General features: G+C 68.2%; 14 protein-coding genes and 1 pseudogene. 12 read left to right on the top strand and 3 right to left on the bottom strand.

Annotated elements, in window-relative coordinates:
- Nucleotides 1-142 precede the first annotated feature (142 nt).
- The 3 genes and pseudogenes from P2PM1_RS07485 to P2PM1_RS07475 all read left to right on the top strand — a co-directional run.
- Nucleotides 143-1438, top strand: a pseudogene (locus tag P2PM1_RS07485) (CpaF family protein); the annotation flags it as partial.
- Complete coding sequence (locus P2PM1_RS07480; RefSeq protein WP_186396097.1) at nt 1431-2450, top strand: type II secretion system F family protein; 1020 nt, start codon at nt 1431-1433, stop codon at nt 2448-2450. The pseudogene P2PM1_RS07485 and the gene P2PM1_RS07480, both read left to right, overlap by 8 nt.
- Nucleotides 2451-2488: 38 nt before the next feature.
- Entirely contained in the window at nt 2489-3469 is a 981-nt protein-coding gene (locus tag P2PM1_RS07475; protein WP_186387385.1) for a type II secretion system F family protein, read from the top strand.
- A gap of 112 nt (nt 3470-3581) precedes the next feature.
- Here P2PM1_RS07475 and P2PM1_RS07470 read toward each other — a convergent pair whose 3' ends face one another.
- Nucleotides 3582-4409 (bottom strand): tetratricopeptide repeat protein, encoded by an 828-nt coding sequence (locus P2PM1_RS07470; protein ID WP_208985210.1) that lies wholly within the window; start codon nt 4407-4409, stop codon nt 3582-3584.
- A gap of 220 nt (nt 4410-4629) precedes the next feature.
- Between P2PM1_RS07470 and P2PM1_RS07465 the strand changes: the two genes are divergently transcribed.
- The 4 genes from P2PM1_RS07465 (at nt 4630) to P2PM1_RS07450 (ending at nt 8189) form a co-directional block, all read left to right on the top strand.
- Nucleotides 4630-6021 carry a M17 family metallopeptidase gene (locus tag P2PM1_RS07465; RefSeq protein ID WP_186398678.1) on the top strand — a complete coding sequence of 464 codons (1392 nt, stop codon included), beginning with the start codon at nt 4630-4632 and terminating at the stop codon, nt 6019-6021.
- 108 nt (nt 6022-6129) lie between these two features.
- On the top strand, nt 6130-6480 hold the full coding sequence (locus P2PM1_RS07460; protein WP_186387387.1) for a MarR family winged helix-turn-helix transcriptional regulator: 351 nt from the start codon (nt 6130-6132) through the stop codon (nt 6478-6480).
- Nucleotides 6481-6521: 41 nt separating this feature from the next.
- Nucleotides 6522-7415 carry an NlpC/P60 family protein gene (locus tag P2PM1_RS07455; protein ID WP_186398677.1) on the top strand — a complete coding sequence of 298 codons (894 nt, stop codon included), beginning with the start codon at nt 6522-6524 and terminating at the stop codon, nt 7413-7415.
- Between the two features lie 390 nt (nt 7416-7805).
- Nucleotides 7806-8189: a hypothetical protein gene (locus P2PM1_RS07450; protein WP_186396100.1), complete on the top strand. Its 384-nt coding sequence runs from the start codon at nt 7806-7808 to the stop codon at nt 8187-8189.
- A gap of 13 nt (nt 8190-8202) precedes the next feature.
- Here P2PM1_RS07450 and P2PM1_RS07445 read toward each other — a convergent pair whose 3' ends face one another.
- Nucleotides 8203-9147, bottom strand: coding sequence for a glyoxylate/hydroxypyruvate reductase A (locus P2PM1_RS07445; RefSeq protein WP_186398676.1), 945 nt, complete (start codon nt 9145-9147; stop codon nt 8203-8205).
- A gap of 263 nt (nt 9148-9410) precedes the next feature.
- Here P2PM1_RS07445 and P2PM1_RS07440 point away from each other — a divergent pair, with 263 nt between their 5' ends.
- Entirely contained in the window at nt 9411-9737 is a 327-nt protein-coding gene (locus P2PM1_RS07440; protein ID WP_186398675.1) for a hypothetical protein, read from the top strand.
- A gap of 140 nt (nt 9738-9877) precedes the next feature.
- Here the strand turns inward: P2PM1_RS07440 and P2PM1_RS07435 are convergent, their stop codons facing one another.
- Nucleotides 9878-11059 carry a DNA recombination protein RmuC gene (locus tag P2PM1_RS07435; protein ID WP_186398674.1) on the bottom strand — a complete coding sequence of 394 codons (1182 nt, stop codon included), beginning with the start codon at nt 11057-11059 and terminating at the stop codon, nt 9878-9880.
- Between the two features lie 204 nt (nt 11060-11263).
- Here P2PM1_RS07435 and def point away from each other — a divergent pair, with 204 nt between their 5' ends.
- The 4 genes from def (at nt 11264) to P2PM1_RS07415 (ending at nt 14082) form a co-directional block, all read left to right on the top strand.
- Entirely contained in the window at nt 11264-11782 is a 519-nt protein-coding gene (gene def, locus P2PM1_RS07430; RefSeq protein WP_186398673.1) for a peptide deformylase, read from the top strand.
- A 39-nt stretch (nt 11783-11821) separates the two neighbouring features.
- On the top strand, nt 11822-12454 hold the full coding sequence (locus tag P2PM1_RS07425; RefSeq protein WP_186398672.1) for a MarC family protein: 633 nt from the start codon (nt 11822-11824) through the stop codon (nt 12452-12454).
- A 65-nt stretch (nt 12455-12519) separates the two neighbouring features.
- Nucleotides 12520-13455, top strand: coding sequence for a methionyl-tRNA formyltransferase (gene fmt, locus P2PM1_RS07420; RefSeq protein ID WP_186398688.1), 936 nt, complete (start codon nt 12520-12522; stop codon nt 13453-13455).
- 99 nt (nt 13456-13554) lie between these two features.
- On the top strand, nt 13555-14082 hold the full coding sequence (locus tag P2PM1_RS07415; protein WP_186398671.1) for a GNAT family N-acetyltransferase: 528 nt from the start codon (nt 13555-13557) through the stop codon (nt 14080-14082).
- The last annotated feature ends 4 nt before the right edge of the window (nt 14083-14086 follow it).

The following is a 14086-nucleotide window of genomic DNA, read 5'->3' as shown; positions in this document are numbered from 1 at the left end:
ACTGGCGGAATGCCGAGATAGACCGTGGCATCGCCATAGGAGGTGTAGTCGCGCCCGAGCAGGGCGAGCCGCCAGGTCAGCAGCGCCAGCACGGCCGCGGTGACGGCGAGCGACAGCCGCGCCCGAGCCGCGCGCGCCGCAGCGCTCGGAAGGCTACTACGCCACCAAATCGTCGATCTTCAACGCCCTGGTCGAGGCGATCGACCTGTCGCTGCTGACCCGCCTCAGCGCCGAGGACGCGCGCGAGGAAATCCGCGACGTCGTCAACGACATCATCGCGCTGAAGAATGTGGTGATGTCGATCTCCGAGCAGGAGGACCTGCTCGAGGACATCTGCAACGACGTCCTCGGCTATGGTCCGCTGGAGCCGTTGCTGGCCCGCGACGACATCGCCGACATCATGGTGAACGGCGCCGACACGGTCTATATCGAGACCCAGGGGCGAATGCAGCAGACCAATGTCCGCTTCCGCGACAACAAGCAGTTGCTGAACATCTGTCAGCGCATCGTCAGCCAGGTCGGCCGCCGCGTCGACGAATCGAGCCCGATCTGCGATGCCCGCCTTGCCGACGGCTCGCGCGTCAACGTCATCGCGCCGCCGCTGGCGATCGACGGGCCGACCCTCACCATTCGTAAGTTCCGGAAAGACAAGCTGACCCTTCGGCAGCTCGTCCAATACGGCTCGATCTCCCCCGAGGGAGCAACCGTGCTGGAGATCATCGGCCGCAGCCGCTGCAACGTGCTGATCTCCGGCGGCACCGGCTCGGGCAAGACGACGCTGCTGAACTGCCTGACCGCCTTTATCGATTCCACCGAGCGCATCATCACCTGCGAGGACGCGGCCGAGCTGCAACTGCAGCAGCCGCATGTGGTGCGCCTGGAAACGCGCCCGCCCAACCTGGAAGGCGAGGGCGAGGTGACCATGCGCGACCTGGTCAAGAACTGCCTGCGCATGCGTCCCGAGCGGATCATCGTCGGCGAGGTGCGCGGACCCGAGGCCTTCGACCTGTTGCAGGCGATGAACACCGGTCACGACGGGTCGATGGGCACGCTGCACGCCAACAGTCCGCGCGAGGCGCTGTCGCGTCTGGAATCGATGATCACCATGGGCGGCTTCTCGCTGCCGTCCAAGACCCTGCGCGAGATGATCGTCTCTTCGATCGACGTCATCGTGCAGGCGCAGCGCCTGCGCGACGGCTCCCGCCGCATCACCCACGTGTCCGAAGTCATGGGCATGGAAGGCGACGTCGTCATCACCCAGGACGTGTTCCTCTACGACATTCTCGGCGAGGACGCGAACGGCAGGCTCATCGGCCGTCACCGCTCCACCGGCATCGGTCGTCCGAAGTTCTGGGAAAAGGCGCGCTATTTCGGCGAGGAAAACCGTCTGGCGGCCGCGCTCGATGCCGCCGAGGCCAAGGAGCCCGGACATGGCTGACCTGCAGGCCTTCCTGACGCCCGGCGTCGCGACCATCGCCATCGCCCTGCTCGCGGCCTTTTCCTTCGGCGGCATCCTCTACGCCCTGTTCGAGCCGCAACTGAGCGGCCGTGCCGCGCGCGAGAAGCGCATGCAGGCCGTGGCCTCGCGCAACATCACCATCGACGCGGCCCGCCTGGCGCGCGATGGCGACCGCCGCCGCAAGTCGGTGCAGGACCAGCTCAAGGAGTTCGAGGCGCGCGAGAAGAAGAAGCAGCATCGCGCCACCCACCTGAGCCTCGACCAGCGGCTCGACCAGGCCGGCCTGTCGTGGTCGAAGCGCGGCTTCATCGTCTTCTCCGTGATCTGCGCCCTGGTGCTCGCCCTTGCCGGCCTTCTCCTGTCCGGTTCGCTGATCGTCACCGGTGGCCTGATGTTCGTCGGCGCCTTCGGTGTGCCGCGCTTCTATCTCGCGCGGCGGCGCAAGAAGCGGATCGCCGCCTTTCTCAACGAATTGCCAAACGCGGTCGATGTCATCGTACGCGGCACCAAGGCCGGCCTGCCGCTCGGCGAGTGCATCCAGATCGTCGCGGCGGAGGCCCGCGAGCCAATCAAGAGCGAGTTCCGCCGCATCGTCGAATCGCAGGCCATGGGCATCACCCTGGCCGAGGCGATCGCCAAGCTGCCGAGCCGCATGCCGGTGGCGGAGGCGAACTTCCTTGCCATCGTGGTGATGATCCAGTCGCAGTCGGGCGGCTCGCTGTCCGAGGCGCTGGGCAACCTGTCCAAGGTGCTGCGCGAGCGCAAGGCGATGAAGGGCAAGATCGTCGCGATGAGCCAGGAGGCGAAGTCCTCGGCCGCGATCATCGGCTCGCTGCCGTTCCTGGTGGTCGGCGTGCTGTCGCTGACGAGCCCGTCCTACATGATGCTGCTGTTCAGCGACCCGATCGGCAACGTCATCGTCGTCGGCAGCGGCCTGTGGATGCTGACCGGCATTCTCATCATGAAGAAGATGATCGCCTTCGACTTCTGATCGCGCCCGCAAGACGGCGAAACCGGTGGAAAGAGACAATGGGTCTGGATTTCTCCAATCTGCTCTCGCAGCAGGCGATGATCGCCATCCTGACCATGGTCGCGATCGCCGGCACGTTGTTTTCCCTCGTCATTCCGTTGCTGGAGGGCGACAAGCTCAAGAGCCGGATGAAGTCGGTGGCGCTGGAGCGCGAGCAGATGCGCGCCCGCGAGCGGGCTCGTCTCGCCGACGACAAGACGAATGCACGGGTGTCGCTGCGCAACAAGCCGAAGAAGCAGATGCAGAACATCGTTGACCGGCTGAACCTGAAGAACCTGTTGTCGGACGATGAAACCAAGCTGCGGCTGACCCGCGCCGGCTATCGCGGCGTGCGGCCGCTCTACACCTATCTCTTCGCCCGGCTGGTCATGCCGGTGATCCTGTTCATCATTGCCCTGTTCTACACCTTCGTGGTGCTGAAGCTGAATCAGCCGGCGATGGTGAAGGTGCTGATCTCCTGCGTCGTCGCCTTCATCGGCTTCTATGCGCCCGATCTCTACCTGAAGAACAAGATCCAGAACCGCCAGCTCTCGATCAACCGGGCCTGGCCGGACGCGCTGGATCTGATGCTGATCTGCGTCGAATCGGGCATGTCCGTCGAGGTTGCCTTCCGCAGGGTGTCGGAAGAGATCGGCATCCAGTCGATCCCGCTCGCCGAGGAACTGACGCTGACCAATGCCGAACTGTCCTATCTCGGCGACCGGCGGATGGCCTATGAGAACCTTGCCAACCGCACCGGCCTCGAAGGCGTCAAGAACGTCTCGCTGGCGCTGATCCAGGCCGAGCGCTACGGCACGCCGGTGTCCACGGCGCTGCGCGTCATGGCCGACGAGAACCGGGCGCAGCGCATGCAGGCGGCCGAGAAGAAGGCGGCCGCGCTGCCGCCGAAGCTGACCGTGCCGATGATCGTGTTCTTCCTCCCCGTCCTGCTGGCCGTGATCATCGGTCCGGCGATCATCCAGGCGCTGGCAACGTTCTGACGGCTGGTCGGAGCGGTCAGAGCCGGGCGGAAGCACCACAGCCAGCGCCGATATGAAAAAGCCACCCGGATTGGGTGGCTTTGCCGTGTCCTGATGGCGACGTGGGCAGAGGTCAGCCGCCGGACTTGTTCTTCTTCTTGTCCTGCGCGGAGATTTCCGCCCAGGAATTGCGCTGCGACAGCATCGACTTGAGATAGGCGATGTTCTGCGCCGCCTGGGCCGGGTCGATTTCGGCGGTGGCGACCTGCTCGGCTTCCTGGAAGCGGCCCTGCAGGCCGATCGCCAGGGCGAGGTTCTGGCGGATGCGGCTGTCGGCCTTGGGGCTCGCGGCGGCCCGGCGCAGCACGCTCTCCGCTTCCTTCGCCTCTCCCTCCAGCAGGTAGGACATGGCCAGGTTGTTGAGCAGGCTCGGCTCGTCCGGCGCGATCCTGAGGGCCTGATTGTAGAGGTCGCGGGCCTGCTGGGTGTTGCCCATCTGGTCGTGGATCGCGGCGGCTGCCGACATCAGCCGCCAATCGGGGCGGGTCGGGGTCTGGGCGCCGTTGAGCACCTGCAGCGCTTCCGGCAGGCGGCCGTTCATCGCCAGCACCTTGCCATAGGCGGCGGCGATGTCGCGGTCGCTCTGATTGGCGATGATCGCCTTGCGCAGCACCGCCTCGGCCTGTTCCGCCTGGCCGTTGCGCCCCAGCGCGGCCGCGTAGTTCAGGATGTTCTCACGGTCCTGCGGCGCGCGCTCATAGGCCTGGCCCCAATAGCTGACGGCCTGCAGGGCGGTGCTCGAGCCGGGAGCGGCATAGGCCTGGGTCGCGCTGGAATGGGTGCCGACGGCGCGCTTCGACGAGGCGCAGCCGGTCAGCGCGACCAGCGTCGCCATCGACACGGCGAGCATCAGGCGCGGCGTGGCGGCGGAACGGGAGAGGGCGTGGCGCTTGGATGGCATGTGCCGGGCTCCTGGACACGGACAACGGTGACACGAACGACGGTGACGCGGACGACGGATCTTGCAGAATGCGCAGACCCATCAATACGTCGTTAACCCTAATGCTTCGTTAAATCCGCCGGCCTGTGGCATGAACGTACCGCAACGATTGCCGCCTCCGGCCGGCCGTGATTAAACGGCGGAACCCGGAAACTCGTTGCCCACCAGAAGGATCCCGCCCGTGCGCGCCGCCTTGATCGCCCCGTCCGCCTCGACCGCCGCCATTCCCGTTCATGTCGTCGAGCAGGGCACGGCGTCGGCGGTGCTGCAGTCTCTCGGCGCGCGGGCGCAGGCTTTCGCCGCCGCCAGCGGCTTCGACGGCTCGGCGGGCCAGCTCCTGCTGCTGCCCGATGCGGATGGGGCGCTGTCGGCGGTGCTGTTCGGCGTTGCCAATGCCACTGAATCGGGTTTTGCCGTCGGCGATCTTGCCCGCAAGCTGCCGGGCGGCGACTTCCGGCTGGAGATCGCCGCCGAGGCGCAGGAGGAGGCGGCGCTCGCCTTCGCGCTCGGCTCCTATCGCTTCGATCGCTACCGCACGCCCTCGACCCGGCCGGCACCGCGGCTGGTGGTCGGCGAAGGCGTCGACCTCGACCGGCTCGGCCTGATCCTCGACGGCATGGCGCTTGCCCGCGACCTCGTCAACACGCCGGCCAGCGATCTCGGCCCCGCCGAACTGTGCGATGCGGCCCTGCGCCTCTTTGCCGATCACGGCGGCCGCGCCCATGTGATCGAGGGCGAGGCGCTGCTTGCCGAAGGCTTCCCGATGGTGCATGCGGTCGGGCGGGCGAGCACCCGCGCGCCGCGGCTGCTCGACGCGGTCTGGGGCGAAGAGGGCCATCCGCGCGTCACCCTGGTCGGCAAGGGCGTCGTCTTCGACACCGGCGGCCTCGACATCAAGCCCTCCAGCGCCATGGCCTTGATGAAGAAGGACATGGGCGGCGCCGCCGCCGTGCTGGCGCTCGCCTCGATGATCATGGCCGCCGGCCTGCCGGTGCGCCTGCGCGTCATCGTCCCGGCGGTCGAGAACGCGATTTCCGGCGCCTCCTTCCGCCCCGGCGACGTGCTGGCGAGCCGCAAGGGCCTCACCGTCGAGATCGGCAACACCGACGCGGAAGGCCGGCTGATTCTCGCCGACGCGCTGGCGCTGGCCGACGAGGAGGAGCCGGAGATCCTGATCGACATGGCGACGCTGACCGGCGCCGCGCGTGTCGCCCTCGGCCCCGACCTGCCGCCCTTCTACACCGACGACGAGGCCTTCGCCGCCGATCTGGCCGCCCATGCGACCGCCACGCGCGATCCGCTGTGGCGCCTGCCGCTTTGGCGTCCCTATGAGAGCTATCTGGAAAGCCGGATCGCCGACATCAACCACATCAACACCAGCGGCGCGGGCTTTGCCGGCTCGATCACCGCCGGGCTGTTTCTGTCCCGCTTCGTCGAGAAGGCGCGGGTCTGGGCGCATCTCGACATCTATGGCTGGAACCCGGCGGATCGTCCGGGCCGGCCGCTCGGCGGCGAGGCGCAGGCCGCGCGCGCGCTGTTTTCGCTGCTTGCCGCCCGCTACCCGCGACGCTGAGACTGCACGCTTTCCTGCCTCGTTTCGCCGTTTGTATAACGGAACCGAAACGAACTTCCTGTCAGGATGGGGCAAGGCCGGCAACGGCAGATGAGGCATGGGTGAGGGATGGGTATCGACTTGCGGCCGTCGCAGGCGCTGCGGCTCTGGCATGAGGTGACGATGTCGCTGGTCACCGACGGCGACCGCGACCTCACATCGCGCCAGATGGCGATCCTGATGACCGTCTATCTCGAGCCGCCGCCGCACACGGTGCGCGGGCTCGCCGCGCGTCTCGACGTCACCAAGCCGGTGATCACCCGCGCGCTCGATACTTTGGGCGCGATGAAGCTGCTGTCGCGCCGCCGCGACGAGGCCGACCGGCGCAATGTGGTGGTGACCCGCACCGTTGCCGGCGCGCTCTATCTGGAGCACATTGCCGACACCATCGTCGCCCGCGCCGCCGAGATGCATCGCTGACCGCAGCCCCGCGCGGGGCCTCGAAAAAGTCCGAGAACCGCATGCCCAGCGACACCGCCGCCACCCCCGGCCCCGCCCTCGACCGCCGCATCCATCCCGTCCGGACGGACCTTGCGGCGAGCCGCTATCGCGGCCGGATCGCGGCTGAGCGCTTCGCCGATCCGGTGCCGATGCGCATCGCGGCCGCCTCGGCGCCGCTGCGCCCCGCGCCGGATGCGGCCCGCTCGATCGACACGGAAGTGCTCTACGGCGAGAGCTTCGATCTCTACGAGATCCGCGACGACGGCTGGGCCTGGGGCCAGCTCGCAACCGACGGCTATGTCGGCTTCCTGCCGGCCGGCTGCCTCGGCGAGGCCGGGCCGCCGGCCACCCACCGGGTCTGCGTGCCGCGCAGCTTCCGTTATCCGGAGGCCGAACTGAAGCGGCCGCCGCTCTCGTTGATTTCGCTCGGCGCGCGGGTGCGCGTCGTCGGCACGGCGGTGACGCGCGGCCTCGACTACGCGCTGCTCGACGACGGCAGCGCCATGGTCGCCCGCCACCTGATGCCGCTGGGCGAAAGGGTCGCCGACTGGGTGGCGGTCGCCGAAGGCTTGCTCGGCACGCCCTATCTGTGGGGCGGGCGGACGTCGCTGGGGCTCGACTGCTCGGCGCTGGTGCAGCTTGCGGCGGCGGAGGCCGGCCATCTGCTGCCGCGCGACAGCGACATGCAGGCGGCCGAAGCCGGCACCGCGCTCGACATCTCCGCCGGCCTGCCGGAGCTGCGGCGCGGCGACCTGCTGTTCTGGAAGGGCCATGTCGGCATCCTGAGCGATCCGGCCACCTTGCTGCATGCCAACGGTCGCACGATGAGCGTCGCCCGCGAGCCGCTGGACGCGGCGCTCACCCGGATCGCCGCCACCGAATGGGGCGCGGTGACCGCCTGCCGCCGGCTCTGATTTCGGCGACCGGCGACAAGCGCTTGTCGTTTCGACAGAATTTCAAGTCGTTTCCGAAATTTGCTTGCTCTTCCCTAAAAGGAAATTCCGCAAAACGACCCGTTTCCCTAGCGTATCAGATATGCAGGGAATGCAGTTGAAATTGCTTTAGGCTGTAACTATATCAGCCTCGACGTTGCGCGAGCGCTGTTTCGCGCCATTGAGACGGACCGCGAGCTTCCCACGGGTCACGCCGAAGCTCGCAAGTCCGCAAGGATCACAAAAATCGGATGTTTCGTCAGGCTGCCGACAGGTCGCGGATGTAAACGTCTTTGCCGCTATTCAACGGATCACTGATCGATCATGCTTCATGTCTTGCCACATGCTGTTTTTCTTCACGTTGAAGACAACGTGAACGATGCAATGGCCTTCCGTCTGGCACTCGAAAGCGTGACGGGAAACATTCGCGTGCGCCGGGTCGGCTCGGTGGAGACGGCGCTGGAGCTGCTGTCGACCCCGGACGCGGCCGCCGGCCCGCCCTTCGACTGTGTGGTCGCCTCGCTCGATCTGCCGGGCACCGGCGCCGGCGATCTCGCCCGCCGCCTGCGCCAGCGCTACGACAGCAGCACGCTGCCGCTGGTCGGGCTGACCGGCGCCGCAGCGCCGTCGCCGGCCAGCGACAACGACTGGTTCGACGTCGTGTACGAGAAGCCGACGCTGCCGCGCGAGATGAAGCGGGTGGTGCGCGAGATCATCGACCTGTGGTTCCAGCGCGCCCGCCGCTTCCACTGCTGACCGGCTGGGCCTTTCAGTAACCTGTTGCTTTGTCTGCAAGATTCCGAAGTTCGCCGCCCGCCTCATAGGCGCGGATCTGCTCGGCCACATAGGCGGAGATCGCCTCCGGATCGCTTTCGGCGGCGACATGCGGCGTGATCACCACATTCTCCAGCGCCCAGAGCGGGCTGCTTGCGGGCAGCGGCTCGGTCTCGAACACGTCGAGGCTTGCCGCCTTCAAGGTGCCGTCGGTGAGCGCTCGGACGAGATCCGCCTCGACCTGGCTGCCGCCGCGCCCGGCATTGATGAAGACCGGTCCGCCAAGCGCGCCGTCGCGTGCCAGCCGCGAGACGAGGCCGTAATCGACGAGGCCATGCGTCTCCGGCGTCAAGGGCAGCAGGTTCACCAGAATGTCGGTGCGGGCGAGGAAGGCGTCGAGTTCGCCCTCGCCGGCATAGCAGGCGACACCGTCGATCCGCTTGGGCCCGCGCGCCCAGCCCGCGACGTCAAACCCCAATCTTGCCAAGGCCTTGGCGGCATCCGCGCCGAGCACGCCGAGCCCCAGAAGGCCGACGCGAACCTGCCGCGCCGCCGGCTGTTCCAGGTCGCGCCAGACGCCCTCGCGCTGCTGCGCGGCGTAGGCGAGATGCTGGCGATGGTGCAGCAGCACCTGCAGCACCACCCATTCGGTCATGCGCGCGGTCAGGTCCGGATCGACCACGCGCACCACCGGCACGTCCGGGAGTCCGGGCTGGGCCAGCAGGTGGTCGACGCCGGCGCCCAGCGAAAAGATAACCTCGAGGTTCGGGCAGGCGGCGAGGGCCTCCGCCGGGGCCTTCCAGGCCAGCGCGTAGCGGATCGCGGCGGGGTCGCCGATGGCGTCGGGCCAGGACCGGACCTCGTGCTCCGGCAGGTGCTTGCCAAGGCGCGCGGCCCAGGCGGCGGGGTTCCAGCCCTTGACGGCGATCAGCAGGCTCATGAGGGTCCTCCAAACGAATATTTCCCTCCTTAGAGCATCTTCCGCCGATCTGTGCAGCACCCGGGACGAAAAAAGTGCCGCAAAGCCAAGCCTCTGGCGCAAAAAGGCCGATGGCCGTCCTCCTCTGCCGCTGCGGCAATTCGCTTGACAGGTGTGCTGCGCAATGAAATCAATTTTTGAGAGAAATTTTGCAAAATTCCGTCTCAAATTCGCGAGAAATTGATTTTCCTGTCGCAAACGCGCTTTCCCGGGGGAGAGGACAAATGGATATCGGAGACGTCAAGGAGGTGGTCGCATGGGTCAACCTGATGCCGGGCCCCGGTCGCACGCCGACCCTGCATGTGACCGGCAAGGTGACCGCGCCGACACCCTGCCACGAGGTGCTGGCGGAGTTCGCCGGGCTCGACAAGTCGGAGCCGCCGGTCTACCGCATCGAGGTGACGCTTAGGGAAGGGGCCGACCTCTGTCCGGACGTGCTGACCGACAAGGAGTTCCGCTATACCGAGCGGAACTACGCCGGCACGGCGGCCACGGTGCGGGTGTCGTCCGACACGGACAGCGAGACGGCGCCGATCCGCAAGGCACGCTGACGCCGGCTGGCTTGTCCCCACGCGCCGCAAGCGTCTGTCCCCGTCCTATCCCCGGCACGGGCCTCCGGCGCGCGCGAACCGTTATCCCCGCAGGGTGCGGCTCGCGTATAATGCCGGGGCATGAAGGTCAGTCGTGAAGGTCAGTCGGCGGCGTAACGGTCGAGACGGCCAGGCTCGGCTTCGGCCTGCTCGCCGCGCGGCGGGGCAAGGTCGAGATCGCCGATGCTGCGGCCGCGCTTGCCGATCTTGTCGGTGGAGATCAGGATCTGCTCGATGTCGCGGCCGGCCTGGCCGAAATGCTGCTGCAGCTTGCGGACCCGCTCGTCGAGCCGGTCGACATCGGCGACGAGATGGCCGACCTCGGCCTGGATGCGGTGCGCCTCCTCGCGCAGCCTTGCGTCGCGCAGCACCGACTGGACCACCTGGATCGACAGCAGCAGGAGCGAGGGCGAGACGATGACAACCCGAACCCGGTGCGCCCTCTGGACGAGATCGGCGAACTGCTCGTGGATCTCGGCGAAGATGCTTTCCGACGGCACGAACATGAAGGCCGTGTCCTGGGTCTCGCCGGGGACGAGGTAGCGTTCGGCGATGTCGGCAAGGTGCTTGCCGATGTCGCGGCGGAACCGGGCGCGCGCCTGCTTCAGCGGCTCCGGCCCTTCGGCCTGCCTGAGTTCGTTATAGGCCTCGAGCGGAAACTTGGCGTCGATGACCAGCGGCGGGGCGCCGTTCGGCAGATGGATCAGGCAGTCCGGCCGCACCCGCGTCGACAGGGTCGCCTGGAAGGAGTAGGCGCCCGGCGCCAGCGCGTCCTGGACGATCGCCTCCATCCGGCCCTGGCCGAAGGCGCCGCGCGCCTGCTTGTTGTCGAGGATCGACTGCAGCGCCCCGACCTGACCGGAGAGGTCGCGGATCGTCGCCTGCGCCCGGTCGATGACCGCGAGGCGCTCGTGCAGGTGGCGCAGCCCGTCATGGGTGCGCCGGGTGGTCTCGGCCATCGACTGGCCGAGCTTGTGGCTCATGCCGTCGAGCCGCTCGTTGACCGCGCGCATCAGGTCGCCCTGCCGCGAGCCGAAGACCTCGGCCATGGTCTGCATCCGCCCGGTCATCTCGGACTGGACCTTGAGCAGGGCGGCGATCCGCGCCTCGAGCTCGCGCGCCTGTTCGGCGGCCCGCCATTCGGCATCGCGCGCCCGGCCCGCCTGCCGCGACACGGAGACGAGCGTCAGCAGCGCCGCGCCGAGCAGCAGCAGCGCGGCACCGACAAGCGCCTCGCCAAGCGACACCGGCCGGCCGAGCTGGGTGAAGAGAATCGCCTCCATGGAAACAAAGATAGAACATTTGCCGGTGCAGCGAAACGGCGCAGGCGAAGGGGGCGCGCGCGGCCGCCGCGAGCAGGTAGAGGAGCGCCGGGGGCGCGCAGGATGCCGGCAGCTCCTTCGCCGGCGGCCATAACCCGCGGAAATCGTGCGTTCCGGGCGCATCGGCGCGTTGACGCGGCCGGCCTTCTCCCATATCTCAGCACCATGACGAAACGCGACATCATCATCCTGCCGGACCCCAAGCTGCGCCTGGTCAGCGAGCCGATCGCCAGCGTCGACGACGCGGTGCGGCAACTGGCCGACGACATGCTGGAGACCATGTACGACGCGCCGGGCATCGGGCTGGCCGCGATCCAGATCGGCGTGCCGAAGCGGATGCTGGTGCTGGACGTGGCGCGCGAGGGCGAGACGCCGGCGCCGCTGGTGGTGATCAACCCGGAGATCGTCTGGGAATCCGAGGAGCACTCCGTCTATCAGGAGGGCTGCCTGTCGATCCCGGAATATTACGAGGACGTGGAGCGGCCGCAGCGCATCGGCCTGCGTTTCCTCGACCGCGAGGGCGCGGCGCGCGAGATCGAGGCGGACGGCCTGCTCGCCACCTGCCTGCAGCACGAGATCGACCACCTGAACGGCGTGCTGTTCATCGACCATATCTCGAAGCTGAAGCGCGACCGCGTCGTGAAGAAGTTCCAGAAACAGGCCCGCCTGTCCGAGAAGGCCTGAGCCGGCCGACCCCGAACCTGCGACCCGGGAGCCGGACGCATGGACATCGCCTTCTTCCTCAAGGTCTTCGCGGCGCTTTTCGCGATCATGAGCCCGGTCGCCAATCTGCCGGTGTTCCTGGCGCTGACCAGCGACCGGGACGCCGCCGGACAGCGCGCCGTCGCCCTGACCGCAACCTTCGGCCTCATTGCCGGCTCGGTCATCGTCTTCTTCGGCGGTGAGGCGATCCTGGCGCTGTTCGGCATCAGCATCGACGGCTTCCGCCTCGCCGGCGGGCTGCTGATCCTGCTGATCGCCCTCTCCATGCTGCATGGCGGCGAAAGCAGCGCCCAGGCCGGCACCGATGAAGAGAAAGAGCATCACCGGAGCGTCGACAATCCCGGCATCTACCCCTTGACCGTGCCGATGCTGCTGGGGCCCGGCTCGATCTCGACCATCATCATCTTCCGCGAGCAGGCGCGCGGGGCCGCGCAGGAGATCGCCCTGGTGGCGGCGCTCGCCGCCATGGTCGCCGTGTTCGCTGCCACTTTCTTCGCCGCGCCAATGCTGTCGCGAATTCTGAGCCGCACCGCGATCAGCATCATGAGCCGGCTGATGGGCATGATCCTCGCCGCCATCGCCATGGAGATGATGGTGGCGAGCCTCAAGACCCTGCTGCCGGGTCTTGCCTGACGCGCCTCGCCTGACCCTGCATTCCGCGCCCACCCGCGCGCGCCCACCAAGGAGCAATCATGAGCCTGCGCATCGTCTTCATGGGAACGCCGGAGTTTTCCGTTCCGACCTTGATGGAGATCGTCGGCCAGGGTCACGATGTCGTCGCCTGCTACACCCAGCCGCCGCGAAAAGCGGGCCGGGGCATGGAGGAGCGCAAGTCGGCGGTGCATCAGGCGGCGGAGACGCTGGGGATTCCGGTTCGCTGCCCGCCGTCGCTGAAGAGCGCGGAGGAGCAAGCCGCCCTTGCCGAACTGGCGCCGGACGCGGCCGTCGTCGTCGCCTATGGCCTGCTGTTGCCGCAGGCGGTGCTCGATATCCCGGTGCATGGCTGCCTCAACCTGCATGCCTCGCTGCTGCCGCGCTGGCGCGGCGCGGCGCCGATCAACCGGGCGATCATGGCCGGCGATGCCGAGACCGGCGTCGAGGTGATGCGCATGGAGGCCGGGCTCGACACCGGTCCGGTCTATATGGCCGAGAAGCTGGCGATCGGGCCGGAGATGACGGCCGGCGAGCTGCACGACCGCCTGTCGGTGCTCGGCGCCGACCTGATGGTGCGCGCGCTCGCCGCCCTGCCGCGCGGCGCCCTGGTGCCGACCCGCCAAGCGGAGGAGGGCGTCACCTATGCCCGCAAGATCGACAAGGCGGAGACCCGCATCGACTGGACCCGGTCGGCGCGCGAGGTGCACGACCATGTGCGCGGGCTCTCGCCCTTTCCCGGCGCCTGGTGCGAGATGGAGATCGCCGGTCGCAGCGAGCGGGTGAAGGTGCTGCGCAGTTCGCTGGAGGAAGGCGCCACCGGCGAACCGGGCACGCTGCTGGCAGCCGGCGACGAGCTGCTGGTCGCCTGCGGCAGCGGCGCGCTGCGGCTGGTGCAACTGCAGCGGGCCGGCAAGAAGCCGATGCCGGCGGCCGAGTTCCAGCGCGGCGCGCAGCTCGGCGCAGGTCTCCGGCTCGCCTGAAGCCGCCCCACGTCGCCAAGCGGCTTGCCGGCAGGCTATGATGCCGGCCAGCCACCCGGTACGCCGCTGTAGCCACACGCCGAACGGACGATCCAGACGATGACCCATCCCGCGCTTGAACCCGAGATCCGCCCTGCGACGCCCGCCGACGAGGCGGATATCGCCATGGTCATCGCCACCGCCTTCGGCCAGGAGGGCGAGGCGCGGCTGGTCGACGCGCTGCGCTCCTGCGGCGCGCTGGTGCTGGAGCGGGTGGCAGTCGACCGGGACGGGCGGATCGTCGGCCATGTCGCCTTCTCGCGGGTAACGGGCGCGGGCGCCGGCCACCGCCTTGCCATCACCTGCCTGGCGCCGGTGTCCGTCAGTCCCGACCGCCAGCGCGGCGGCATCGGCGCGGCGCTGATCCGCGCCGGGATCGACGCCTTGCGCGAGGCGGGCGAGGATCTGGTGCTGGTGCTGGGACCGCCGGCCTATTATCCGCGCTTCGGCTTCGACGCGGAGCTTGCGAAACAGGTCGCCGGCCCCTATGCGGGGGCGGCCTTCCAGGCGCTGGCGCTGAGCGAGGCGGCGGTTGCCGCCCTGCCCATCGAGGTCACTTTCGCCACGCCCTTCGAGGCCTTCGAATAACCGC

The sequence above is a fragment of the Stappia sp. P2PMeth1 genome (genome assembly GCF_900185735.1).
Taxonomy (GTDB): Bacteria; Pseudomonadota; Alphaproteobacteria; order Rhizobiales; family Stappiaceae; genus Stappia.
This window is presented reverse-complemented; position numbering and strand designations above follow the sequence as displayed.

Coding starts and splice junctions, on each gene's coding strand:
- P2PM1_RS07415 (WP_186398671.1), top strand. CDS start 13,555: ATGACCCATCCCGCGCTTGAACCCGAGATCCGCCCTGCGACGCCCGCC.
- P2PM1_RS07425 (WP_186398672.1), top strand. CDS start 11,822: ATGGACATCGCCTTCTTCCTCAAGGTCTTCGCGGCGCTTTTCGCGATC.
- P2PM1_RS07475 (WP_186387385.1), top strand. CDS start 2,489: ATGGGTCTGGATTTCTCCAATCTGCTCTCGCAGCAGGCGATGATCGCC.
- P2PM1_RS07460 (WP_186387387.1), top strand. CDS start 6,130: ATGGGTATCGACTTGCGGCCGTCGCAGGCGCTGCGGCTCTGGCATGAG.
- P2PM1_RS07440 (WP_186398675.1), top strand. CDS start 9,411: ATGGATATCGGAGACGTCAAGGAGGTGGTCGCATGGGTCAACCTGATG.
- P2PM1_RS07435 (WP_186398674.1), bottom strand. CDS start 11,059: ATGGAGGCGATTCTCTTCACCCAGCTCGGCCGGCCGGTGTCGCTTGGC.
- P2PM1_RS07480 (WP_186396097.1), top strand. CDS start 1,431: ATGGCTGACCTGCAGGCCTTCCTGACGCCCGGCGTCGCGACCATCGCC.
- P2PM1_RS07470 (WP_208985210.1), bottom strand. CDS start 4,409: ATGCCATCCAAGCGCCACGCCCTCTCCCGTTCCGCCGCCACGCCGCGC.
- P2PM1_RS07445 (WP_186398676.1), bottom strand. CDS start 9,147: ATGAGCCTGCTGATCGCCGTCAAGGGCTGGAACCCCGCCGCCTGGGCC.
- P2PM1_RS07455 (WP_186398677.1), top strand. CDS start 6,522: ATGCCCAGCGACACCGCCGCCACCCCCGGCCCCGCCCTCGACCGCCGC.
- def (WP_186398673.1), top strand. CDS start 11,264: ATGACGAAACGCGACATCATCATCCTGCCGGACCCCAAGCTGCGCCTG.